The organism is Actinoplanes sandaracinus (genome assembly GCF_030009775.1).
Classification (GTDB): domain Bacteria; phylum Actinomycetota; class Actinomycetes; order Mycobacteriales; family Micromonosporaceae; genus Actinoplanes; species Actinoplanes sandaracinus.
This window is the reverse complement of record NZ_JASCTH010000038.1, coordinates 78,119-100,343: the sequence shown is the minus strand read 5'-3', so window position 1 is coordinate 100,343 and position 22,225 is coordinate 78,119. Positions and strand designations below refer to the sequence as shown.

23 protein-coding genes are annotated in these 22,225 nt (G+C 72.0%); 14 read left to right on the top strand and 9 right to left on the bottom strand.

The window, feature by feature from the left end:
• Positions 1–328: 328 nt before the first annotated feature.
• Positions 329–907, bottom strand: coding sequence for an HAAS signaling domain-containing protein (locus QLQ12_RS40790; RefSeq protein WP_282766390.1), 579 nt, complete (start codon positions 905–907; stop codon positions 329–331).
• Between the two features lie 182 nt (positions 908–1,089).
• On the opposite strand from QLQ12_RS40790, the gene QLQ12_RS40785 reads away from it, so the two are divergent.
• Positions 1,090–1,974, top strand: a complete 885-nt coding sequence (locus tag QLQ12_RS40785; RefSeq protein ID WP_282766389.1) for an ABC transporter substrate-binding protein — start codon at positions 1,090–1,092, stop codon at positions 1,972–1,974.
• 118 nt (positions 1,975–2,092) lie between these two features.
• Entirely contained in the window at positions 2,093–3,928 is a 1,836-nt protein-coding gene (gene htpG / locus QLQ12_RS40780) for a molecular chaperone HtpG (protein WP_282766387.1), read from the top strand.
• A gap of 38 nt (positions 3,929–3,966) precedes the next feature.
• On the opposite strand, the gene QLQ12_RS40775 is transcribed toward htpG, so the two are convergent.
• Entirely contained in the window at positions 3,967–4,866 is a 900-nt protein-coding gene (locus tag QLQ12_RS40775) for a PfkB family carbohydrate kinase (RefSeq protein ID WP_282766386.1), read from the bottom strand.
• Position 4,867: 1 nt separating this feature from the next.
• Positions 4,868–5,026, bottom strand: a complete 159-nt coding sequence (locus QLQ12_RS40770; protein ID WP_282766385.1) for a hypothetical protein — start codon at positions 5,024–5,026, stop codon at positions 4,868–4,870.
• Between the two features lie 41 nt (positions 5,027–5,067).
• Here QLQ12_RS40770 and QLQ12_RS47255 point away from each other — a divergent pair, with 41 nt between their 5' ends.
• From QLQ12_RS47255 to QLQ12_RS40760, 3 genes are all read left to right on the top strand, one after another.
• Complete coding sequence (locus QLQ12_RS47255; protein WP_407651693.1) at positions 5,068–5,232, top strand: helix-turn-helix domain-containing protein; 165 nt, start codon at positions 5,068–5,070, stop codon at positions 5,230–5,232.
• A gap of 127 nt (positions 5,233–5,359) precedes the next feature.
• Entirely contained in the window at positions 5,360–6,877 is a 1,518-nt protein-coding gene (locus QLQ12_RS40765; RefSeq protein ID WP_282766384.1) for an alpha/beta hydrolase, read from the top strand.
• Between the two features lie 186 nt (positions 6,878–7,063).
• A complete protein-coding gene (locus tag QLQ12_RS40760; RefSeq protein ID WP_282766383.1) occupies positions 7,064–8,530 on the top strand; it encodes a GntT/GntP/DsdX family permease in 1,467 nt (488 codons plus the stop codon).
• 58 nt (positions 8,531–8,588) lie between these two features.
• Here the strand turns inward: QLQ12_RS40760 and QLQ12_RS40755 are convergent, their stop codons facing one another.
• A complete protein-coding gene (locus QLQ12_RS40755; RefSeq protein ID WP_282766382.1) occupies positions 8,589–9,557 on the bottom strand; it encodes a GlxA family transcriptional regulator in 969 nt (322 codons plus the stop codon).
• Positions 9,558–9,627: 70 nt separating this feature from the next.
• Here QLQ12_RS40755 and QLQ12_RS40750 point away from each other — a divergent pair, with 70 nt between their 5' ends.
• Positions 9,628–10,590 (top strand): NADP-dependent oxidoreductase, encoded by a 963-nt coding sequence (locus tag QLQ12_RS40750; RefSeq protein ID WP_282766381.1) that lies wholly within the window; start codon positions 9,628–9,630, stop codon positions 10,588–10,590.
• Here QLQ12_RS40750 and QLQ12_RS40745 read toward each other — a convergent pair.
• Together QLQ12_RS40745 and QLQ12_RS40740 are read right to left on the bottom strand one after the other, a co-directional pair.
• Complete coding sequence (locus QLQ12_RS40745; RefSeq protein ID WP_282766380.1) at positions 10,585–11,619, bottom strand: NAD(P)H-dependent flavin oxidoreductase; 1,035 nt, start codon at positions 11,617–11,619, stop codon at positions 10,585–10,587. The two genes, QLQ12_RS40750 and QLQ12_RS40745, sit on opposite strands and share 6 nt — an antisense overlap.
• 149 nt (positions 11,620–11,768) lie before the next feature.
• Complete coding sequence (locus QLQ12_RS40740; RefSeq protein ID WP_282766379.1) at positions 11,769–12,236, bottom strand: hypothetical protein; 468 nt, start codon at positions 12,234–12,236, stop codon at positions 11,769–11,771.
• Between the two features lie 233 nt (positions 12,237–12,469).
• Between QLQ12_RS40740 and QLQ12_RS40735 the strand changes: the two genes are divergently transcribed.
• A complete protein-coding gene (locus tag QLQ12_RS40735; protein WP_282766377.1) occupies positions 12,470–13,489 on the top strand; it encodes a patatin-like phospholipase family protein in 1,020 nt (339 codons plus the stop codon).
• A 25-nt stretch (positions 13,490–13,514) separates the two neighbouring features.
• Here the strand turns inward: QLQ12_RS40735 and QLQ12_RS40730 are convergent, their stop codons facing one another.
• Positions 13,515–14,765 carry a S8 family peptidase gene (locus QLQ12_RS40730; RefSeq protein ID WP_282766376.1) on the bottom strand — a complete coding sequence of 417 codons (1,251 nt, stop codon included), beginning with the start codon at positions 14,763–14,765 and terminating at the stop codon, positions 13,515–13,517.
• A gap of 72 nt (positions 14,766–14,837) precedes the next feature.
• Here QLQ12_RS40730 and QLQ12_RS40725 point away from each other — a divergent pair, with 72 nt between their 5' ends.
• Positions 14,838–17,471, top strand: coding sequence for a CHAT domain-containing protein (locus QLQ12_RS40725; RefSeq protein WP_282766375.1), 2,634 nt, complete (start codon positions 14,838–14,840; stop codon positions 17,469–17,471).
• Here the strand turns inward: QLQ12_RS40725 and QLQ12_RS40720 are convergent.
• Together QLQ12_RS40720 and QLQ12_RS40715 are read right to left on the bottom strand one after the other, a co-directional pair.
• Positions 17,461–17,916, bottom strand: a complete 456-nt coding sequence (locus tag QLQ12_RS40720; protein WP_282766374.1) for a hypothetical protein — start codon at positions 17,914–17,916, stop codon at positions 17,461–17,463. The genes QLQ12_RS40725 and QLQ12_RS40720 overlap by 11 nt on opposite strands.
• Positions 17,894–18,550 carry an RNA polymerase sigma factor gene (locus QLQ12_RS40715; RefSeq protein WP_282766373.1) on the bottom strand — a complete coding sequence of 219 codons (657 nt, stop codon included), beginning with the start codon at positions 18,548–18,550 and terminating at the stop codon, positions 17,894–17,896. The genes QLQ12_RS40720 and QLQ12_RS40715 overlap by 23 nt, the downstream gene beginning before the upstream one ends.
• A gap of 384 nt (positions 18,551–18,934) precedes the next feature.
• Between QLQ12_RS40715 and QLQ12_RS40710 the strand changes: the two genes are divergently transcribed.
• The 6 genes from QLQ12_RS40710 to QLQ12_RS40685 are packed head-to-tail and all read left to right on the top strand — an operon-like array spanning position 18,935 to position 22,223.
• Positions 18,935–19,066 (top strand): hypothetical protein, encoded by a 132-nt coding sequence (locus tag QLQ12_RS40710; RefSeq protein WP_282766372.1) that lies wholly within the window; start codon positions 18,935–18,937, stop codon positions 19,064–19,066.
• Between the two features lie 18 nt (positions 19,067–19,084).
• Positions 19,085–19,483, top strand: a complete 399-nt coding sequence (locus QLQ12_RS40705; RefSeq protein ID WP_282766371.1) for a hypothetical protein — start codon at positions 19,085–19,087, stop codon at positions 19,481–19,483.
• A 41-nt stretch (positions 19,484–19,524) separates the two neighbouring features.
• Entirely contained in the window at positions 19,525–20,562 is a 1,038-nt protein-coding gene (locus tag QLQ12_RS40700; protein WP_282766356.1) for a type 1 periplasmic-binding domain-containing protein, read from the top strand.
• A gap of 23 nt (positions 20,563–20,585) precedes the next feature.
• Positions 20,586–21,122: a hypothetical protein gene (locus QLQ12_RS40695; RefSeq protein WP_282766355.1), complete on the top strand. Its 537-nt coding sequence runs from the start codon at positions 20,586–20,588 to the stop codon at positions 21,120–21,122.
• Positions 21,119–21,934: a hypothetical protein gene (locus tag QLQ12_RS40690; RefSeq protein WP_282766354.1), complete on the top strand. Its 816-nt coding sequence runs from the start codon at positions 21,119–21,121 to the stop codon at positions 21,932–21,934. The genes QLQ12_RS40695 and QLQ12_RS40690 overlap by 4 nt, the downstream gene beginning before the upstream one ends.
• A 34-nt stretch (positions 21,935–21,968) precedes the next feature.
• The gene (locus QLQ12_RS40685; protein ID WP_282766353.1) at positions 21,969–22,223 is read left to right on the top strand and encodes a hypothetical protein; all 255 of its coding nucleotides are present in this window, start codon (positions 21,969–21,971) and stop codon (positions 22,221–22,223) included.
• The last annotated feature ends 2 nt before the right edge of the window (positions 22,224–22,225 follow it).

Here is a 22,225-nt window from a genome sequence, read left to right as displayed (position 1 = left end):
CTGGTTCAGCGGCACCACGGAAGAAGCCCTCGACTTCGTCTGCGACGTCCTCATCAGCCCTATCATCAACGGGCCCCAGCGAAGCCCCGAGCCGTCAACCCCCGAAGGACTTATGAACTGAAGCACTAAGCACCGCGGGGTCCGGCTTCGCGTTCAGCTTCCCGGCCGGCCTGCCGATCGCGCGCATCGACCACGTGATGGCCCGTGCGCTGACCGTCACCGCCGTCCGGGCCCTGCCCCGCACCGGCAGCGACCACCTGCCGGTCGCGGCTCACCTGCGCCTCTGACGCAGAGTCCGCTGGTGGCGCGGAGTGGGCTGGTGCGCGAGTCAGCTGGTGGCGCGGAGGGTGAGACCGGCGGTGACCGCGCCCGTGCACGAGGCCAGATAGAACAGGACGACGCCGAGGCCGGAGAAGACCGAGGCGCCGAGCAGGACGCCCAGCACCAGCAGCGTCCCGGCGAGCGGGCCGACGACCAGCAGCCAGGCGGCGGCCTTGTGCACCGGCGTCCAGCGTGGCGACATGCTCGCGATGAGCAGCGCGGCGGCCTGGCTGACCAGCGGCAGCACGAACGACCCGCCGACGAGCAACGCGACCGCCACCCGCTCGGACCCGCCCGCCCGGGAGGCCTGATCGGGGTCCGCCCTCGGCGGTGGCGCGACCGGCAGGCGCAGGTGGGTGGGCGTGCCGCTGCGGCGCACCGCCGCGACGAGCTGCTCCGGCGGCCCTAACCGGCCGAGCACCCGGGCCGGCTCGTCGGCCAGGTCACGGCGCATCGCGATGTAGCCGGCGACGGTGTTCATCAGATCGTCGCGGGTCTCCGGCGGCAGGTCGTCGGCCGCCGCCCAGAGCGCGGCCAGATAGTCGAGAACGAGCACGTCGTCGTGGGCCGCCGGTGCCGTCGTCATTGTTCGTACCCCCAGAGTTGGCCGAACCGAAGCTGCGGTCTCCGTAAGGCCGCGGTCCGCGAAGGGCCGGTGTTTTCGAGGCCCTCAGCATTTCGGGCCGGAGCGGCCGGGCACATCGGTCCATGGTGGTAAGTACGCGATGCGGTATCCACCTTTGGTCGTAGGCCGGGAGAATGTGGGGTATGCGCCTGGTCTCCCTGCTGCCGTCCGCGACCGAGATCATCTATGCCCTCGGGCTCGGTGACGACCTGGTCGGGGTGACGTTCGAGTGTGATGAGCCGGCCGCCGCCCGGTCGACGAAGACGGTCGTCGTGGGTGGGCGGGACACCAGCGAGATGACCCCCGGCGAGATCGACGACTACGTGCGGACGCAGATGTCGGCCGGAGGGGACCTCTACACGCTGCACGCGGACGCGCTCGCGGGACTCGACCCGGACCTGATCCTCACCCAGGACCTGTGCCGGGTGTGCGCGCTGCCGTCCGGCCACGTGGATCAGGCTCTGGCGCATCTGGGCTGCCGGGCCGAGGTGCTGTCGCTGGACCCCTACACGCTCGACGACGTGCTCGGCACGTTCGCCGAGGTGGCGCGCGCGACGGGCGTACCGGAACGGGGCGAGGACCTGGTCGCGGGTCTGCGGGAGCGGCTCGCGGCGGTGGGCGCGGCGGTCGCCGGGAGGCCGCGCCCGCGGGTGGCGGTGGTGGAGTGGGTGGACCCGCCGTTCACGGCGGGGCACTGGGTGCCCGACCTGGTGTCCGCGGCCGGCGGGGAGCCGGTGGCCGCACAGGCCGGGAAACGGTCGGTGCGGGTCTCGTGGGCCGAACTGGCAGCGCCGCGCCCGGAGATCGTCCTGGTCACACCGTGCGGCTACCACCTGGACGGCGCGGTCCGGCAGGCGGAGGCGGTGGTCGAGCACTTCCCGGGCGCCGCGGTGTGGGCGATCGACGGCGACGGCCTGGTGGTGCGCCCGGGGCCGCGCCTGATCGACGGTGTCGAGGCGATCGCCGCGATCCTGCACCCGGACGCCGTCCCACCCGCGCCGGCGGGAGCGGTCCGCCGGGTGGCCTGACGCCGGGAGGCCTGGTGGGGAGGGTGTTCGACGCCGGGTGACCGAAGGCCCGGGCGGGCGTCCTACGATCGAGGGCGTAAGGCAGGACATGACGACCGAGCATGTTTCAAAGGCAAGGGTGACGATGGAGACGTTGGAGTTCCAGGCAGAGGCGCGCCAGCTGCTGCAGCTGATGGTCCACTCGATCTACTCGAACAAGGACATCTTCCTGCGCGAGCTGATCTCGAACGCGTCGGACGCGCTGGACAAGCTGCGCCTGGCGAAGCTGCAGGACGGCCTCGAGGCGGACACCTCCGACCTGCACATCGAGATCGAGTCCGACGCCGAGGCGCGCACGCTGACGGTCCGTGACAACGGCATCGGCATGACCCGCGAGGAGGTCGTGGAGCTGATCGGCACGATCGCCAAGTCCGGCACGGCCGAGCTGCTGACCAAGTTGAAGGAGGCGAAGGAGAGCCCCGAGCTGATCGGCCAGTTCGGTGTCGGCTTCTACTCGACGTTCATGGTCGCCGACAAGGTCACGCTGGTGACCCGCAAGGCCGGCACCGAGGGCCACGGCACCCGCTGGGAGTCGGAGGGCGCGGGCACCTACACGATCGACGACGCCCAGGACGCTCCGGTCGGCACGACCGTGACGCTGCACCTGCGCCCGAAGGACGAGGACGACGCGCTCTTCGACTACGCCGACGAGTGGAAGATCAAGGAGATCGTCAAGCGGTACTCCGACTTCATCTCGTTCCCGATCCGCAAGGGCGACGAGGTCCTCAACTCGCAGAAGGCGCTGTGGGCGCGGCCGCGCAGTGAGGTCACCGACGAGGAGTACCACCAGTTCTACCGGCACATCAGCCACGACTGGACCGACCCGCTCGAGATCATCAACATGAAGGCGGAGGGCACCTTCGAGTACGAGGCGCTGCTCTTCATCCCGTCCCGGGCGCCGCACGACCTGTTCCAGCGGGACGCCCGCCGGGGCCTGCAGCTCTACGTCAAGCGCGTCTTCATCATGGACGACAGCAAGGAGCTGATCCCCGACTACCTGCGCTTCGTCAAGGGCGTGGTGGACGCGGCCGACCTGTCGCTGAACATCTCGCGGGAGATCCTGCAGCAGGACCGGCACATCCAGATGATCCGGCGCCGGCTGGTCAAGAAGGTCCTGTCCACCATCAAGGACATGATGACCGCCAACCCGGAGAAGTACGCGACGTTCTGGCGCGAGTTCGGCCGGGCGGTCAAGGAGGGCCTGCTCGCCGAGCCCGACAACCACAAGCCGATCCTGGAGATCGCGTCGTTCGCCACCACCAACGGCTCTGAGCCCACCACCCTCGCCGCCTACGTGGAGCGGATGAAGGAAGGCCAGGAGGAGATCTACTACCTGACCGGCGAGAGCCGCTCGCAGGTGGAGAACTCGCCGCACATGGAGGCCTTCGCCGCCGAGGGCTACGAGGTGCTGATCCTCACCGACCCGGTCGACGAGATCTGGGTCGACGCGGTGCCCGAGTTCGACGGGAAGAAGCTGCGCTCCATCGCCCGCGGCGCCGTCGACCTGAAGAAGGACGAGGAGGAGAAGAAGCCGGAGGGCGACTTCGCGCCGCTCCTCGGATTCCTCAAGGAGAAGCTGGACGAGCAGGTCAAGGAGGTGCGGCTGTCGCACCGGCTGACCACCTCGGCGGCCTGCCTGGTCAGCGACGCCGACGACGTCACCCCGGCGCTGGAGAAGATGTACCGGGCGATGGGCCAGGAGGGCCCGCGGGTCAAGCGCATCCTGGAGCTGAACCCGAACCACCCGCTGGTCGCGGGGCTGCGGGCGGCGCACGAGCGCGGCGCCGAGGACCCGGCCCTGCCGGACACCGCCGAGCTGCTGTACGGCACGGCGCTGCTCGCCGAGGGCGGCGACCTGGACGACCCGGCCCGGTTCGCGAAACTCCTCGCCGACCGGCTCGCCCAGACGGTCTGAGGCGTCCGATCAGCCCGCCGGCACGTCCGGCGGGCTGATCACGGCAGATGCGCGAGCCAGGCGCGCGGGCCGGCGTGTGCCACCCGGACGGCGGCCGTGCGGGACGCGTACCCGATGGCTTCTCGCAGCTCTCGACCCTGCACGAGGGCGACGGCGAGCGCGCCGTGGAACGCGTCGCCGGCGCCGGCGGTGTCGACGGCCCTGACGCGCGGCACCGCGACCTCCCCGGAGCGCGCCGCGCTCATCTCGCCGGGGCGCGCCGCGCTGATCTCCCCGGGGCGCGCCGCGCTGTGCCAGCTCACCGGCGCCGCGCCGTGGGTGATCACGACGTGCGGCGCGGCGACGGCGGCGGCGGTCGCCGCGTCGCTGTCGCCGTCGGCCGCCGGGTGGCGGAAGTCGCCGGAGCAGGCGACGACGTCGGCGTGCGGGAAGATCTCGGCGAAGACCGGGCGCCAGCTTCCGGCGTCCACCAGCAGGCGGCGCGCCGAGCGCGCCGCGGCCACCGCGAGCGCGGGATGATGCCCGTCGACCAGCGTCAGGTCCGCGCCGGGCAGAAGACCTTCGGCCGGTACGGCGACCGCACGGCCGCCCGCGTTGCGGCTGACGATGGTCCGTTCGCCGGTGGTGGCGAGAACCGTGACCGCGGAGACCGGCGGTGGCTCGGGCGAATCCGGCGCCGCGTCGATCAGGGTGACACCGTGCGCGGCCAGGTCGGCCCGGACCAGATCGCCGAGCGAGTGCGAGCCCACCACGCTGACCAGGGTGACCTCGATGCCGAGCGGAGCGCCGAGAGCGGCCGCGGTGACGGCGGCGTTGGCGGCCGGCCCACCCGCGGCGACGTCCACCGACTCGGACTGCACCTTCTCGTCGGCGCCGGGGAACCGGGCCACCCGCTGCACCAGGTCGACGGTGGCGAGCCCGGCGAAGAGCAGCCGCACGTCAGCCGTTGGCGAGTTCGACGAAGAAGGTGCCGATGTTGCTGAAGATGGCGGCCACCCCGTCCCCGATGCCCCGGGCTGTCTCGGCGGCCGGGCGGGGATTGGTGCCGATCCAGAAGACGAGCAGGAACAGCAGGATCCAGCCCAGCACCTTCTTCATCGCCTCATCGATCCTTCGCTGCAGCCGTTCCGGGAAACGCCATCCAAGATCGTGACACAGGCCCGCAACGGCTCGCAGGGAACGCGCCGACCCGCGACCGCATCGCCCGAATCGCCGAGGCGGCCGAGGTCTCGCCGAGCACGTTCTTCCGCTATTTCCCCTCCAAGGAGACGTGGTCCTGGTCGACGACGTCGGCGCCGTGCTGATCGGCGCCGTCCGCGCCTAGGCGCTGACACTACTGCAGAACGGGTCGCCGCTGGCGCGGCGTGACAGCTCTTGCATCGGCAGGCTTGAATGGGGCGCGTTGCTGTCGCCGACCCGTGAGGTTCGCCCATGCGCCGCACCGCCGTACCACTGATCGCTCTTCTCGCTCTGCTCGGCCCCACCGTTCCGGCCGTCGCCCAGGCCGCCGCGCCGGCCGGCTCGATCGTCTGGGGCCCCTGTGATCCCGCTGATGAGGCCCCGGAGCGGGTGGTCTGCGCCGAACTCCAGGTGCCGGTCGACTGGCGAAAGCCGGCCGGACCGACCGTCACCCTCGCCCTCGCGAAACTGCCGGCCACCGACCAGGCCCGGCGGCTCGGCCCGCTGCTGATCAACCCCGGCGGTCCCGGTGGGTCCGGCGTGAGCTTCGCCTACACCGCCGCAGAGGCGTTCTCCACGGCGATCACCGACCGTTTCGACATCATCGGCTTCGACCCGCGCGGACAGGCCCGCAGCAACGTGGTGCAGTGCGACAGCGACGCCATCGTCGCCCAGGCCGCGCTCCTGCACCCCGAGGACCGGACCGAGTACGCGGCGCTCCGCGAAACGAACAAGGCACTGGCGAAGACCTGTGAGGAGTTCACCGGGCCCCTGGTCAAGTACGCCGACACCGCCAGCGTGGCCCGTGACATGGACGCCATCCGCGCAGGTCTCGGCGAGCAGAGAATCAGCTACTACGGGGTCTCCTACGGCACGATGATCGGCCAGCAGTACGCCGAACTGTTCCCGGGCCGGATCCGCGCCATGACCCTCGACTCGAACATGGACCACGCGCAGGGTATCGCCGACTACCAGAAATGGGAGTCGCTGGCGATGGAGGACTCGTTCCGGCAGTTCGACGCCTGGTGCGCCCGCACCGAGGGGTGCGCGCTGCGCGAGCGCGGGGCGCTCGCCTATTTCGACGAGCTGTACGCGCGGGCGGAGGCCGGCGAACTGATCGTCGACGGCCACAGCTTCATACCGGAAGCCCTGCCCAGCCTGGTCTTCGGGTACCTCTACGACCCGGCGGCCTGGTTCCAGCTCGCCGACGACCTGATCTACATCGGCAGTGGCGCGCCGGCCCAGCGCGGGCGCGGCGAACCCCGGCCGAACGGCTACCTGCCGGTGATGTGCTCCGACTTCCACTTCGACGTCGGCACCTTCTCGGCGTTGCGAGCCGTGAAGAAGGCGCAGAACCGGCTCGCCCCGCACACCCGGTTCAACCCGCTGGCCTGGAGCGACCTGGCCAGCTGCCAGAACTGGCCGTACGGGGTCACCAACCCGCCGCACCGGCTGCGCGCCTCGGCGAAACTGCCGCCGATCCTGATCGCCAACAGCCGGTATGACGTGGCCACGCCGTACCAGTGGGGGACCAGCCTGGCGAGCCAGTTGCCCAGCAGCACGTTCCTTACCTACGAGGGAGTCGGGCACGGCACCTACTGGCTGAGCCCGTGCGCGCAGGCCGCGATCGACACCTACCTGGTCGAACGGCGCACCCCGGCGAAGGGCGCCCACTGCCCGGCGGTGTTCCCGGACTCGCCGGCCGCCGCGATGGCGGCGTCCGGCCCGGTCAACCCGTTGCCGCAGCTGATCGGCCCGTTCCGCCGCTAGTCCGCGCGGCTGGTTCCCGGCGCCGGAGGCCCTCGCGGGGGCCTCCGGTCCGGCCGGAGCCGGCGGCCGCGCTGACGGCGGGACGCTTTCGGCGTACCCGGAGAAGATCGGCGGCCGTGACCCGCGGGGGCCGCCAAGCATCGGCAGACGTGATTGGAAGATGTCGGGGTGGGGTAACGCGGGCACATGACGACCCTCGCCGCCGCGGCACCGATCACCGATGCGGGGACCCCGCAACTCGTCCTCGCCGCGGTGCTCGGCATCGCCGCGGTCGTCCTGCTGATCGCCCTCGCGAAATGGCATCCGTTCCTGGCCCTGATCAGCGGGGCCGGCGTCCTCGGCCTGGCCGCGGGCGCCGCGCCGGAAGCCACCGTCAAGTCGTTCACCACCGGGCTCGGCACCACCGCGGGCGGGGTCGGCGTCCTCATCGCGCTCGGCTCGATGATCGGGGCGCTGCTCGCCGAGTCCGGTGGCGCCGACGGCATCGTGAACCGAATCGTGAACGGCGTCTCCGGGGCGGCGCTGCCCTGGGCGATGGCCGGCGTCGCCGCGCTCATCGGGCTGCCACTGTTCTTCGAGGTCGGCGTCGTGCTGCTGGTCCCGATCGTGCTGCTGGCCGCCCGGCGCACCGATGTGGGCCTGCTCCGCCTCGGCATTCCGGCGCTGGCCGGGTTGTCGGTGCTGCACGGCCTGGTGCCGCCACACCCCGGCCCGCTGGTCGCGATCCAGACCCTCGAGGCCGACCTGGGTCTCACCCTGCTGCTCGGCCTGATCTGCGCGGTCCCGACGGTGATCATCGCGGGGCCGGTCTTCGGCAACTTCATCGCCAAGCGGGTTCCGCTCTCCGTTCCGGCGCTGCTGACCCCGGCCGGGGACCGTCCGGCCTCGGGCCCCGCGGGCGGCCAGGACTTCGTGGACCGTTCCGATCTCGCCAATCCTGAGAGCCCCGGCGCGCTCGTCGACGAACAGATCGGCAGGCGCCCCCGCAACCCGGGCTTCTGGGCCGCGGTGCTCACCGTGCTACTGCCGGTCGTGCTGATGCTGGCCCGCGGCGTCGCCGAGCTTCTCCTCGAGGAGGGCACCGCGCTCCGCGACGGTCTGGAGGTCATCGGCGACCCGGTGGTGGCCCTGCTCGCCGGTGTCTTCGTGGCGATGTGGGCGCTCGGCAAGCGGGCCGGATTCGACCGCAAGGAGACGTCGGCCGTGCTCGGCGGCGCCCTCCCGCCGATCGCCGGCATCCTGCTCATCGTGGCGGCCGGCGGCGGGTTCAAGCAGGTCCTGGTCGATGCCGGGGTCGGCAACGTGATCGCCGACGCGGCCCGCGACGCCAACTTCAACGCCCTGCTCCTCGGCTTCCTGGTGGCGGTCGGCATCCGCGTGGCCACCGGTTCGGCGACGGTCGCGACGATCACCGCCGCCGGCATCGTCGCCCCGCTCGCCTCGACCCTCCCCAGCACCGAGGTCTCGCTGCTCGCTCTGGCGATCGGCGCCGGATCGCTGTTCTTCTCGCACGTCAACGACGCCGGCTTCTGGATGGTCAAGGAGTATTTCGGCATGACCGTCGGCCAGACCATCAAGACCTGGTCGGTCATGGAGACGATCATCTCGGTGGTCGGGTTCGCGTGCGTCATGCTGCTGTCGCTGATCCTCTGACCCCCCTTCGTCCGGCCGTCCCCCGAACGGCCTATGCGGAGGCGCGGGGCTCGCCGGTCTACGCGCTCGCGGTCCGCGCCCGGAACGCGTGCCGGTACGCCAGCGGCGCCACCCCGAGCACCCCGGACAGGTGCCGCCGCATCGACGCGCCGGTGCCGAACCCGGCGTCGGCGGCCACCCGGTCCACCGGCAGATCGGTGTTCTCCAGCAGGTGCCGGGCGAGGCGGACCCGCTCCTGGACCAGCCACTGCCCGGGCGTCATCCCGACCTCCTCCCGGAACCGCCGGGAGAAGGTGCGGACACTCATCCGCGCGTGCCCGGCCAGCTCGGTCAGGACGATCGGGCGGTGCAGCTCACCGAGCGCCCACTGCCGGGTCGCCGATGTGCTCGCCGCCGCCGGCTCGGGCACCGGCCGGTCGATGAACTGGGCCTGGCCGCCCTCGCGCCACGGCGGGACCACGCAGAGCCGGGCGACCCGGTTGGCCACGGCGCTGCCGTGGTCGCGGCGCACCAGATGCAGGCACAGGTCCACGCCGGACGCGACTCCGGCCGCGGTCAGCACGTCACCGTCGTCGACGAACAGGACCCCCGGGTCGAGCCGCACCGCCGGGAACGCGCGCCGGAACCGGTCCGCCTCGTTCCAGTGGGTGGTGGCGGGACGGCCGTCGAGCAGCCCGGCCGCGGCCAGCACGTATGACGCCGTGCAGATCGAGACGACGCGGGTGCCCGGCCGGATCCGCCGCAGGGCCGCCGCGAGTCGGCTGGGCAGCACGTCACGCGGCACGCCGGGACCGCACTCGAACGGCGGCAGGACCAGCGTGCCGGCGTCGTCGATGGCGGACGCCCCGTGCTCCACGGTGATCGCGAAGTCGGCGCTGGTGACGACCGGGCCGGGGTCGAGGCCACAGGTCACCACCTCGTAGAGCGGCTCCCCACGGGAGTCGGCCGCGGTGCCGAAGATGCGCACCGGGATGGACAACTCGAACGGGTACACGCCGTCGAGGGCGAGCACCACCACACGATGCATGGCCAGATCTTTGCACATGTTGACGATCAGGCCACTCGTTGCGGTGCCGCCCGGGCGGCAGAGTCAAGGCATGCGCGTGATCGAGCAAGACGTCCTCGGCGGTCCCGAGGTGCTGAAACTGACCGAAACCGAACGCCCCGAGCCCGGCCCGTCCGAGGTCCTGGTGCGGGTGCACGCCGCCGGCGTCAATCCGACCGACTACTGGCACCGGTCCACCGGCGGCCTGCTCGGCGGGCCGGTCCGCCTCGGCTGGGATCTCTCCGGCGTCGTCGCGGCCATCGGCCCCGGCGTCACCGTCCACGAGCCCGGCGACGAGGTCTTCGGTATGCCCCGCCTGCCGCTGGCGGCCGGGACGTACGCCGAATATGTGACCGCGCCGGCTCGGCACCTGGCCCGCAAGCCCGCCGCGCTGTCTCACGTGGAGGCGGCCGGGCTCGGCCTGGCCGGGCTCACCGCCTGGCAGGCGCTGACCGACGTCGCCGGGGTGCGGCCCGGTCACCGGGTGCTCGTGCACGCCGCCGCCGGCGGCGTCGGCCACCTGGCCGTGCAGATCGCGAAAGCGCTCGGCGCGCACGTCACCGCCACCGCGAGCGGCGCCCGGCACGATTTCGTACGGGCGCTCGGCGCCGACCAGGTGATCGACTACACCACCACGGACTTCACCGGCGTCGCCCGCGACCTGGACGCGGTCATCGACCCGGTCGGCGGGGAGTACGGCCCCCGCTCGCTGCGCACGCTGCGCCCCGGCGGGATCCTGGTCGCGCTCGCCTCACCGGCCGAGGCCCGGCTGACCGCGGTGGCGCGCGAGCAGGGCCGCCGGGCCCGGTTCATGATCGTGGAACCGGACCGGGCCGGGCTGCTCGCTCTCACCGCCCTCGTCGACGCGGGGCGACTGCGGGTCGAGGTCGACACCGTGCTACCCCTCGAACAGGCGGCGAAGGCGCACGAGATCGGCCAGGCCGGTCACGCCCGGGGAAAGATCATCCTGACGGTCGCGCCACCAGAACACCAGGCAGCGACAGGGCGGTCATGACAGCAGGGAGGTCAGGTATTCGGCGGCCGGGACCGGGCGGGACAGGGCCGCGGCCTGGCCCGCCCACAGGTTGACGAGACTCGCGTCGCCGCGGGCGGCGGCGGCCCGGCGCAGCGGCTGCATGAGCACGTTCTGCACCGGGTAGGCGGGCACCGTCTCCTCCTCGGCGGCCATCTCCCGCATCAACCCATTGACGATCGCTCTCGCGTGCCGCCCGGAGAACAGCCTGGTCAGGGCGGTCACTCGGGCGTCCGAACCGGCCAGTGCCGCCTTGTGCGCCGCGCTCGCGCCGGACTCCACGGTGGCCAGGAATCCGGTGCCGACCTGCACGCCGTCGGCGCCCAGGGCCCGCGCCGCGGCCACACCCCGCCGGTCGGTGATCCCGCCGGCCGCCAGCACCGGGATGCCCACCGCGTCGACGACCTGCGGAACCAGCGAGAACGTGCCGACCAGCGACTCGGTGACCGGCCGCAGGAACGCGCCACGATGACCGCCCGCGTCACTGCCGGAGGCGATCACCACGTCGAGGCCGGCCGCCTCGATCGCCACGGCCTCGTCGACCGTGGTGGCGGTGCCGAGCGTGACGATGCCACGGCGTCGGGCCTCGGCCACCACCCGGGCGGGCGGGACTCCCATGACGAAACTGATCACCGGTGGCGCGGCGGCGAGCAGAGCGTCGATCTGGTCGTCGAAGGGCGGCGGGGGCGCGTACCCCGTGGGGGGTTGAAGATCTAACCGCTCGTAGAGCGGACGGATCCGGTCGACATCGGCGGCCGAGGGCCGCAGCTGCGCCTCACCGGGCAGCGGCACCCACAGGTTGATGTTGAAAGGCCGACCGCGGGGTACGGCGGAGCGCAACTCGCCGACGAGATCGGTGATGCCGTCCGGGCTGAGCTGGTTCGCCCCGAACGAGCCGAGACCACCCGCGGCGCTGACCGCGGCGGCGAGGGCGACCGAGGGCAGGCCACCGAACGGGCCCTGCACGATCGGGTGCTCGATGCCGAGAAGACCGGTCAGGCGATCGCTCATGGTGCTCTCCTTCGCGTCGGTGAACTGATGCGGGCCGTGGCCGCGCGCCGGGAACCGTGCCCGTGCCGATGGGCGTCAATGCGGTTTCCCATCATCGTCTCGCGGTCCCGGCGGGCGCTCAGCGCCGGCACGGCGGCCGACGACGTGCGTCAGTCACGGCGGGGGAGCGGGGTCAGGAGCGCTGTCCCGCGACGGAAGTAGGCGTTCGAGGGTGGCGTGAACATCAGGGCCGTGGCGGTGAGGACGGCCAGGGTGTGGATGGTCCGGCTGACACCGAAGACCAGGTCGGCCGGGCCGCTCTCGGCGAGCAGGCCGGTGAAGGAGCCGCCGCCGGCCAGCCACGCGATCGGATCGGCGACCAGCGAGGACAGGCCGACCACGCCCAGCCCGGCGGCCAGGACCAGGCGGGCCCACCGGCGGCCGGCGAGCATCTGCCAGGCCACGGCGACAGCGGTCACGAAGACCACCGAACGGACGGCGAGACCGGTGGCCATGTCGCCGGGCGGCTCCTCGCCGGTCATCATGAGGGCCGTCTCGAGCACGCCCGCGCCCACGGCGACGAGCCAGCTCACGAACGCGACCCGCACCGTGGCGGGCGTGGTACCGGGAATTCGCATACCCCGATCCTCGACCCGTGCCCCCGGCCCGCGACATCCCGCCACCTCGACCTTCCATGGTGGTGCTGGGTCCACCACGCGATCGCCCGATCCGGCAGTGAGCCGGGCACCGGACCGGGGAAGTTCGAGGACCAGCTCAAATACCTATAGAAGACGGGTATTTCGGGCATGCCCTGCTCGCTCCTACTCCCGTGGCCCGCGACCGCGGGCCCGCAATCGGAACAGGAGCGACCATGAACAACGAGTGCAACGCCGACCTCGTTCTGGAGGGGGGCGGAGTGAAGGGAATCGCGCTGGCCGGCGCTGTATCGATGCTGGAGGAGCGCGGTTACCGGTTCCGCCGGGTGGCGGGCACCTCCGCGGGTTCGCTGGTCGGCAGTCTGGTGGCCGCCGGGATCCGGGGCGATCGGCTGCGCGAGATGATGCAGTCGGTGAGCCTGCGTCAGTTCCGGGACCCGCCGGTCTTCGCCCGGTACGGGCCGCTGGGCGCCTTCATCTCGGTGATGGCGTACAAGGGCTGGTGCAAGGGCGACCGGCTGCGGTCCTGGGTGGCCGAGTGCCTGCAGGAGGCCGGCGTCCAGACCTTCGCCGACCTGCCCCTGGACGACGAGGGCGCGGCGCCGGAGCTCCAGGACGACCCGGACCGGCGTTTCCGGTTCGTCGCGATGGTCTCGGACCTGTCGCAGGGCCGTCTGGTGACCCTGCCGTGGGAGTACCGGGCCCGGTTCGGCGTGGATCCGAACGAGGCCTCGGTGGCCGACGCGGTACGCGCCTCCTCGGCCATCCCGTACTTCTTCCGCCCGGCCCGCTGTCCCGACCAGTTGACCGGCGAGCAGGCCTGGCTGGTCGACGGCGGCATGCTGTCGAACTTCCCGATCGGGGTCTTCGACCGCGTCGACGCCGAGCCCCGTTGGCCCACCTTCGGCATCAAGCTGTCCGGAGATCCGGCGGCGCTGCGGGTGAACCGCATCGGCGGCGTGTTCTCGCTGTCGCGGGCCATGCTGTCGACGATGACCGGCTTCTACGACCGTCTGCAGACGATCCGGCCGGAGGTCGTCGCCCGGACGATCGTCGTGGACACCAATGGGGTGAGCGCCACCGACTTCGATCTGAGCGCATCCGCTTCCGCCCGGCTGTTCGAGAACGGCCGGCAGGCCGCCGCGCTGTTCCTCGACGGCGACGGCCGCCGGCCGGCGTGGGACTTCGAGGCGTACAAGAACCGCTTCCGGCGTCCCCGGATGGCGTTGACGTGACGACCGCGGGCTGTGCCGGCCCGGCTCATGCCGGCGCATCCCGGGGATCGAGCCGGACCGGCTTGCCCTCCAGCAGCGCCGGACCGAGCAGCCGGGCGCTCGCCTCGGCGGCGCGGACCCGGCCGGGCACGGTACGGTCGGCGATCATCGCGCTGACGACGGCGGCGGCGAACGACGTCCCGCTCCACCGCGCGTACCCGTGGAAGATCTGGTCGTGCCGGCCGGCCGGCGCCGGCCCTTCGCCGTCCGGGTCCTCCCAGACCGAGACGGCGCCGCTGAGATAGGTGCTCTCCAGGTCGGTTCCGGGCGCCAGGACCGTGATCCACGGGCCCTTCGCGCTGTACGGGGCGTCCGTCGCGCCGACGGCGATGACGTTCGGGAACGCCGCGGGAAAGGCCGGCCGGTGGTCCTGACCGTCCTTGAGATGGCCGTGGTTGCCGGCCGCGGCCACCACCACCGTGTCGCGGCCGAGCCGCTCCAGCGCCGTGGCCAGCACCAGTGGGCCGCCGCCGTCCTCGGTGTAGCAGACGAACGACAGGTTCAGGACGTCCGCGCCGGCCCGGCCCGCCTCCACGATCCGATGGGCGGCGGTCCAGACGTCGGCGTCGCCGGCGCCGTCCAGCACGGGATGCACGCGCACGGTGGCGGCGGGCGCGTGCCGGTGGATCAGCCCGGCGATGAACGTGGCGTGCCCGCCCTCGGCGTCGGCCGGACGGCCCTCGGCGGCGGCCGCGAACGGACCGGTCCACGCGCCGGCGAGATAGTCGTGGTTCACCATCGCCGTGTCGACCAGCCCGACCGTCACCCCGCCCGGCGTCACCGCCGTCCGGCCGGTGGCCCACGACGGCGGCGTGATCGCGCGGGGCGCCCCACCGCCGCCGTGCGAGACCTCACCGGCCCCGGAGACGCCGGACGGCCTCCGCGGACCGTGGATGCGGCCCACCAGGCGGTTCTTGCCGAGCAGGGGCGTCCAGCCGAAGTAGCGGCTCGCGAACCCGGCGCGCAGATGCCGCAGCACACGGTCGAGCGCCGGACCGCCCTGCTCCGGCTCGGCCGGGCGCCCGGGGGAGACCCAGGTGCGCAGGCCGGCGGCCACCCGCTCGGGGTCGGGCAGCGGGACCAGGGCGAGACCCAGCACGTCGCTGGTCCTGGGCGCGGCGTACCACGGGCCGGCGGTGTCGCCGGAGCGCTCTCGCGCCTCGTCCAGCGCGGTCAGCAACGGCCCGAGGTGCGGCTGGGCGACCACCAGGTGGGTCGGCTCGACGGGGAAGGCCATGAGCACACGCTAGCCATGACAAAATAGGATTTAAACATCTTATCGTGGCGATTCACCGCCAGGAGGCCACTGGTGGTAGCGGAGATCGCGGCGGACGCCGCCGAGGCACTGCGCCTGGCCGCCGTGGAACCCGCCCGGGCCCGGCAACTGGCCCTGGCCGCCCTACGCGCCGCCCGCGCCGCCGGTGACCGCAGAGCCCAGAGCGTCGCTCAACGAGCCCTCGGGGTCGCCGCGATGCAGCTTCGTGACCTCGGCGAAGCCGTCACCCGGCTACGGGAGTCGGTCGCCGTCGCCCGCCGCGCGGGCGCCACCGAACTGGCCGGCGAGGCCCGGACCAGCCTCGCCTCGGCGCTCGTCCTCAGCGGCGCCGCCGGGCCCGCGTTCCGCCAGATCAAGACCGCGTTGCGGGAGCTGCACGGGGTCCCCGCCGCCCGCGCGCAGGTGCAGCAGGCGGCCATCCTGCAGGAGCTCGGCCGGGTCGACGAGGCCCTGAACGCGCTACGGCCGGCGCTGCCGGTGCTCCGCCGCGCGGGCGACCCCCAGTGGGAGGTCCGGGCGCTGAACAACCGCAGCCTGCTGCACATCGAACGGCGAGCCTTCGCGGCGGCCGAGGCGGATCTGCTCACCGTCGTCGACCTCTGCACCCGGCACGGACTCGACCTGCCACGGGCGTACGCCGAACAGAACCTGGGCTGCCTGCGCGCCAGCCGCGGCGAGGTCCCGGCGGCACTGGCCAGCTTCGACCGCGCCGAGGAACACTATCGCCGGCTGGGCCTGGAGGTCGGCTCGCTGCTGGAGGATCGCGCGCGGACGCTGCTGTCGGTGCGTCTGGTCGGCGAGGCCCGGGCGACCGCGGAGGCGGCGGTGCTCGCCTACGCCCGGCAGAAGCGGATCAACCTGCCCGAGGCGCAACTGCTGCTCTCCACCGTGGCCCTGGTCGAGGGCGACCTGGCCGCCGCCGAGGAGGCGGCTCAGCAGGCGCTTCGCGAGTTCCAGCGGACGAAGCGGCGGGAACTGCTCGCCCTCGCCCGGCACGCCCGGCTCCAGGTGCGGATAGTGCGCGACCCCGGCAGCGTGACACCCGGGCAGGCCCGGCGCTCCGCGGACGACCTGGCCAGGGCGGGCTGGCTCGTACCCGCCCTGGAGGCCCGGGTGATCGCCGGACGGCTGGCGCTGCAACGGGGACGGCCCGCCGAGGCGCGCGCCGACCTGATGCGGGCCAGCCGGGCCCGGTCGGCCGGCCCGGTGGAGGCCCGGTCCCGGGCCTGGCTGGCCGAGGCCATGCTGCGCTGCGCCGACGGACAGCGCTCCGGGGCGCTGCGCGCGGTCTCCGCCGGCCTGCGCCTGCTGGAGGAACACCAGGCCACCATGGGCGCCACCGAGTTGCGCGCGCACCTGACCGCCCACCGGGGCGCGCTCGCCCGGCTGGGCGTACGGATCGCACTGGAGAACGGCCGGGCCCGCGACGTCTACCGCTGGGCCGAACGCCGCCGGGGCGTCACCGCGGTCCTGCGCCCGGTCCGCCCACCGCGGGATCCGGCTCTGGCCGACCTGCTGGCCGACCTGCGCGCCACGATGACCGAGATGGAGAGCGGGGGATCGGCGCCGGCTCTGGTCCAACGTCAGGTCGCCCTCGAACGGCGGATCCGCGACCACTGCCGCCAGACCGGTGGGTGCGGTCCGGGGCCGTACCACCGCCGGCACGCCTCGATCGCCGACCTCGCCGCTCAGCTCGGCGACGCGGCCCTGATCGAATACGTGGAACTCGACGACGATCTGTACGCCGTGACCGTGATCCACGGGCGGGCCCGCCTGCACCGTCTGGGACCGCTGACCGAGGTGGTGGACCGCCTGCGTCACCTGCCCTTCGCCCTGCACCGGCTGGCCGGCGAGGACACCACGCCGGCCGGTCTCGCCGCCGCCCGTGCCGTGCTGACCCGCGCCGCCGCCACGTTCGACCGCGTCCTGCTGCACCCGCTGCGCCTAACGGACCGGCCGCTGGTGGTGGCCCCGAGCGAGCAGCTCCGCTCCCTGCCCTGGTCGATCCTGCCGTCCTGTGTGGGCCGCCCGGTGACGGTGACGCCGTCGGCCCGGCTGTGGCTCGACGCCAGCCGCCACGGCGACGGCGCGCCGGGCCCGGTGGTGATCGTCGCCGGACCGGGCCTGCGTAACGCCCACCGCGAGGCCGAGTCGGTCGCACAGCGCTATCCCGGCCGGGTGCTCCTGCTCGGCGATGCGGCCGGCGCCGAGCGCGTCGCCACCGCCATGGCCGGATCACGCCTAGTGCACGTAGCCGCGCACGGCACGCTGCGCTCGGACAACCCGCTGTTCTCCGCGCTGCGGCTGGCCGACGGACCGTTCACCGTCTACGACCTGGAGCAGTTGGAACGTCCGCCGCAGCACGTGGTGCTGGCCGCCTGCGACGCCGGCCGGGGCCAGGCGGTCGCCGGTGAAGAGGTGCTCGGCCTCACCACGGCGCTGCTGGGCCAGGGCACGCCCACCCTGGTCGCGCCGGTGATCCCGGTGCCGGACGGCCAGACGGTCACCCTGATGGAGGCCTACCACGCCGGGCTGTCCACCGGACGCTCACCGGCGGAGGCCCTCGCGACGGCTCAGCAGCGCACCCGCGACACCGGCGCGCCGGAACTCGCGACGGCGGCCGGTTTCGTGTGCCTCGGCGCCGGGCTGACACCCCTCAGATTCTGATCCAGTCGGTGACCAGGTCCACCGTGCCGGCCCGCACCCGCAACCGGACCGGTTCGCCGTCCGGCGGGGTGAAACTCAGACAGCCCACCTCGTCGATCTCGGCCTCGGCGTGGTGACCGCGGGCGCCCTCGACCGTCAGGCGCCCCGGCCGGGGCGGGACCAGCTGCCCCACCACCGCATCGGCCTCGCGTTCCAGATGGACCTCCGCGGACGGCCCGGTGAACCGCACCGTACGGCCCCCGGCCGACTCCGAGCGCAGCTCCGGCCCGGCACGTAGCAGCGAGTCGTACGTCAGGGCGGCCAGCTCCAGTTCCTCGTCGATGCCTCGCCACGTCCAGGCGGCGTCACCGGCGGCGCGCACCCGCCCGGTCAGGTGACCGGCCTCCCGCAGCGCGCTCGCCATCTCCCGCAACATCGCGTCGTCATCCCAGCTCTGCATGGTCATGGCCCCGTGCTCCCTTCTCGCTGTCGCCGGCCGGCGACTCCAGCCACCCGGTGATCTGCGGGCATGCGCGCAGCCGTTGCAGGGCCCGTGCCCGGGTCGGGCCGATGCTGCCGATCGGGATGTCGAGCCGGTGGCTGATCTCGGCGTACGGCAGCGGCGGATCCTCGATCAACAACAGGAGCAGGTCCCGCTGATGCTCCGGCAGCTCCGCGAGCCCCGCCAGCAGCGCCTGATGCCGGGCGGCGCGGACCAGGTGCTCGTCCGGATCGCCGGGCGCGGCGCCGGCCAGCGGGGCGAGCCCGGCGGCCGGCGAGCCGGCGTACGCGGTGCCCTCGCCCACCGGATCGAACGGCCTCGTCCGCCTGCTCGCCTTGATCTGGCGCAGACACTCGTTCCGGGCCGTCGTGATGATCCACATGGGGAGCGCCCGTGGCTCCTGGAGACGGCCCAGGTGCTCCACCAGTCGCAGCCAGACGGTCTGGGCGACATCGTCGAGGTCGGGGCCGCGCATCCGGAAGCCGTACGCCACCGAGGCCACGAGCGGCGTGTACCGAGCCACCAGGCTCTGCCACGCCGCCTCGTCGCCACCGGCGGCGGCGGGCACCAGATCGGTCAGGTCGAAGCTTTCGTTCACACAGTTGAGGATCAACTATTCGACGTGTTGATACCGATTCGGGAGAGAATTTCCGCCGGGCAGAGCGCCGTTGACGCCCCGGCCGGCAGCCGAGGGCGTCAGCGGGCCGTCCGCCCGGCCCCGGCGGCGAGGACTCGCCGGTGACACTGCCACCGGCGGCCGTCACGACGGCGAAACCCGCGGTGAACACCGCGCCCAATATCAACGTCACCGTGAGCAGGTAGCACGGCAAATGGGCGTACGGGAAAGCCGGCCCGCTCACGAGAAATCGACCCAGGTGGCGAGTCGCAGCCTATTCCGGTGAGGGCGACGACCGGCGAGCGAGCTTGATCTTCATTTTCGGGGCGATGACCGATACCGATTAGCGATTCCACCGTGGAGACGATGAGAATCGTTTCTTCGGGTGCGCCGTTCTTTGAAACCCTTGTTACCCTGTGGCCTGACCCGAGCGGATCGGCGCTGGTCATGGGCGGTGCGCAGAAAGACCAATATATCGCTTATGCTTCTGGGAGTTGATCGATTATGGGCGACGAAATGCAGGGCGCAGTCTTCGGCGGTCCGCTGGAACGGCTACGTCAAGCCGCCCGAATCGACCTGCCGCGACTGGCGGACGAGTACGCGCAGATCCGCAACGCGTGCGAGACCACGTCGAGCTATGACGACAGGCTCGGCCGGCCCGGCTACTTCGGGTCACCGGCCCTCGAACACACCTGGATACAGCTGCGCGACGTCGTCTGGACGGCGGCCGGCGAGACCAGCGACAACTTGTGGGAGCTGTCGCAGGGGCTGGAAACCGCGCTCAACCGCTTCGTTCACGAGGGCGACACCGCAGCGCGCGAGATGCGCGAGGTCCGGGGCCGGCTGCAAGGCGACAGTTCTCCCGGCAACGACGAGTGGACGGTCGGCCACGACGCCGGCGACTACCCGAGATAACGGGCATCCACCAGCCGCGCGGTGCGATGGGAGGTCTCACGGTGGCGGAGTTTCCGCAGAGTCTCGAACTCGCGATCAGCAGTCTCGTCAACACGCTCGTGTACAAGGTCATGACCCGTGAGGGCGACACCGACGCTCTCGAGGAGTTCGTCCAGGTCACCGGAATCCCGTACGCCAGCGACGTCGAGATCCGGAACTACGCCACCCGGAAGGCGCAGGAGATCTGGGGTCCCTACCTGGAGCTTCCCGCGCCCTCATCGTTCGACGGGGCGATCGAGGCTCTGCGCGGCGCGCACCAACGGCTTACCAACACCGGGGTCACCAGCATCGAGGACGCCGAGTCGTTCAGCCTCGGGGCCTTGGTGCCGGACTTCATGGCGGACTTCCGGACCAACCAGGCCGGCTGGCGGGGCGCGACCATCGACGCCGTCCGCAGCGGCTATCTCGACCGGTGGGGCGGGATGGTGTTCCTCCAGGCCAACACCATCGCGCTTCTCTGGCTGGTGTTGAGGGGATATCAGGAGCAGGTCAGGCAGGCGCAGAACGACGTGGTCAAGCTCGTCAACCTCGCCGAGGAGGTCATCGCCGCCTACGACCCGAAATCGCTGTGCGGGTCGACTGACAGCAAGAATCTCACCTTCAACATCGCCATCGGTGTGCTGAGCGTCCTGTCCGCGGGGACCGGTGCGGCAGGGATGGCCGTCACCACCGTCGTCGCCGCTGTCGGCGCGGCCGGCCTCGGCGTGGCCAAGGACAGGTACGAGCCGGATGCGCCCCGGGACACGGACATCGGGGGCGACAGCGTCGCCGCGATCTGGCAGAGCATTCTGGACGGGACCGAGAGACTCCGCCGGCAATTCGAGGCGTCGGAGAAGGAACTGCGCGACATCATCGAGAGCTTCCACAGCGGAGTCCTCAACGGAAGTATCCGTGTCGGAAAATCCGGGCAGGGTGGTACGCAAGATGTTCCGGCTCTGGAGTTGCTCCGGTCGAAGCCGCTGGGTGTGGGCACCGGCAACCTGGAACGGCCGCGGATGGGGTCGGACAACCCCGATGCGGCCCATTCGCCGCAATATTGATTTGCATCGGAGGGAGAGGCGCCATGGCCGCCGTCGCGGATGATCTGAACGCGATAGTCGTCACCGCGACCTCACCCGATGGGCGCATCGAAGGGCGGGTGGAGTCGCTGCAGCACATCACGTTGCGGTTCGTCCAGGACAGTTACGAGCGGTACTACCGGCACCGTGGCCCCGAGTCGCTGGCGCATCAACTGGGGCGCGGCGCCACGTTGATGGCCGCGGCGTATCAGAAGGCACGGCGGGCGGTTCTGCGCGTGCACGACTTCGAGCGGTACAGCGCGCTGAGGCAGCCGTTCTCGTCCCGGCATCGGGAGTACCTCGAACGGGGCGCGAAACTCACCGCGCACGGCACCTCGCCGGACCGCGAGATCCAGGTGTCGGCGGTCGGTCTCATCGACTTCGACGTCAGCATCGCGCCCGGTGTGCTGGAACGCCATGAGGCGCGGAGTTTTCTCCAGCTCGCCGGCGCCGCGATGAACGACCTGCGAGCCGACCATCAGCGAGCGCACACCGCCCTGCGGCACGAGCTGTACCTGAGGTACAAGGACAGGGAACGGTGAATCACACTCCGCGACCGCGACGACGGCGCCTGCTCTCCGCCGCGCTGGGTGCGGCCTGCCTCGCGATCTTCGCCGGCTGCACCGGACCCCCCGATGACAACGACCCGCCGGAGCCGTCGTCCAGCCCCGACGCGTCGGCACTGCGCGACCACATCGTCGATGGAGTCGCCGTCGAGGATCGAGGTTTCGCGACCTTCCCGGTACCCGGTGGCGACGGCACGAGACGCATCGTCGGCGCGGCGGCGGTCTTCCGGAACGAGACGGACCAGCCGATGAGGATCCATGTCCGCTACCGATTAGTGGACGGCACGGGCCGGGGGTGGCGTTCCGAGAAGCTGAACGACTGGCAGGCGATCGTCAGCGCGGGCTGGGCCTATCTGCCGGCGGGGCAGACCGTCGAACTCGGGGACGTCGACCAGTTCGACACCGAGGAGGCGGGCCGGGTCGCGCGGATCGTGCTGGACGTGATCGGGGAGGGGAAACCGGCGCCGAGGTCCGTGCTGCTGCCGGCGAGGATCGAGTCGGTGCAGCACCGGCCGACCCCGAAAGACGAGTGGGATCACGTGTCGTTCGGGGTGGACAACCCCGCTTTCGGCTTCGAAGGCCCGAACTACGGCATGGTGTTCCGGTCTGCCGACGGACGCCTGATCGGCGGATGGTTCGTCGACCGCGCCCACTGGGGGGACATCGAGTCGGCCCTGCCGGACAACGAGACCGACGAGTACCCCCCAGGCGCCAGCCGCCACACCCTGCCCGCATGGCTGCCGCCGGACATCGCGCCGAACGGCGTGACCATGTACGTATGGCCGTGACAGGCCGGCAGCCGATCACCATTCGGGAGGTTTTATGACTGCCGAGATGGTCGCGCCGGCCTGGATGCATGAGCAGGTCACGGCCGAGCGATACGCGACGTGGACAGAAGAACAATGCGCGGGTATCGAGATCGTGGACGGGATGGTCCTCGTGAGGCCGAGCGCCTCCAAGCGGCACAACCGCCTGGCCAGACTTCTGGCCAACGCCCTGGACGCTGCCGCGGCCTTGATGGGATCCGGCGAGTGGCCGGTGACCCGCGGGCGGGGGCTGAATGCCGGAAGCCGGTGACC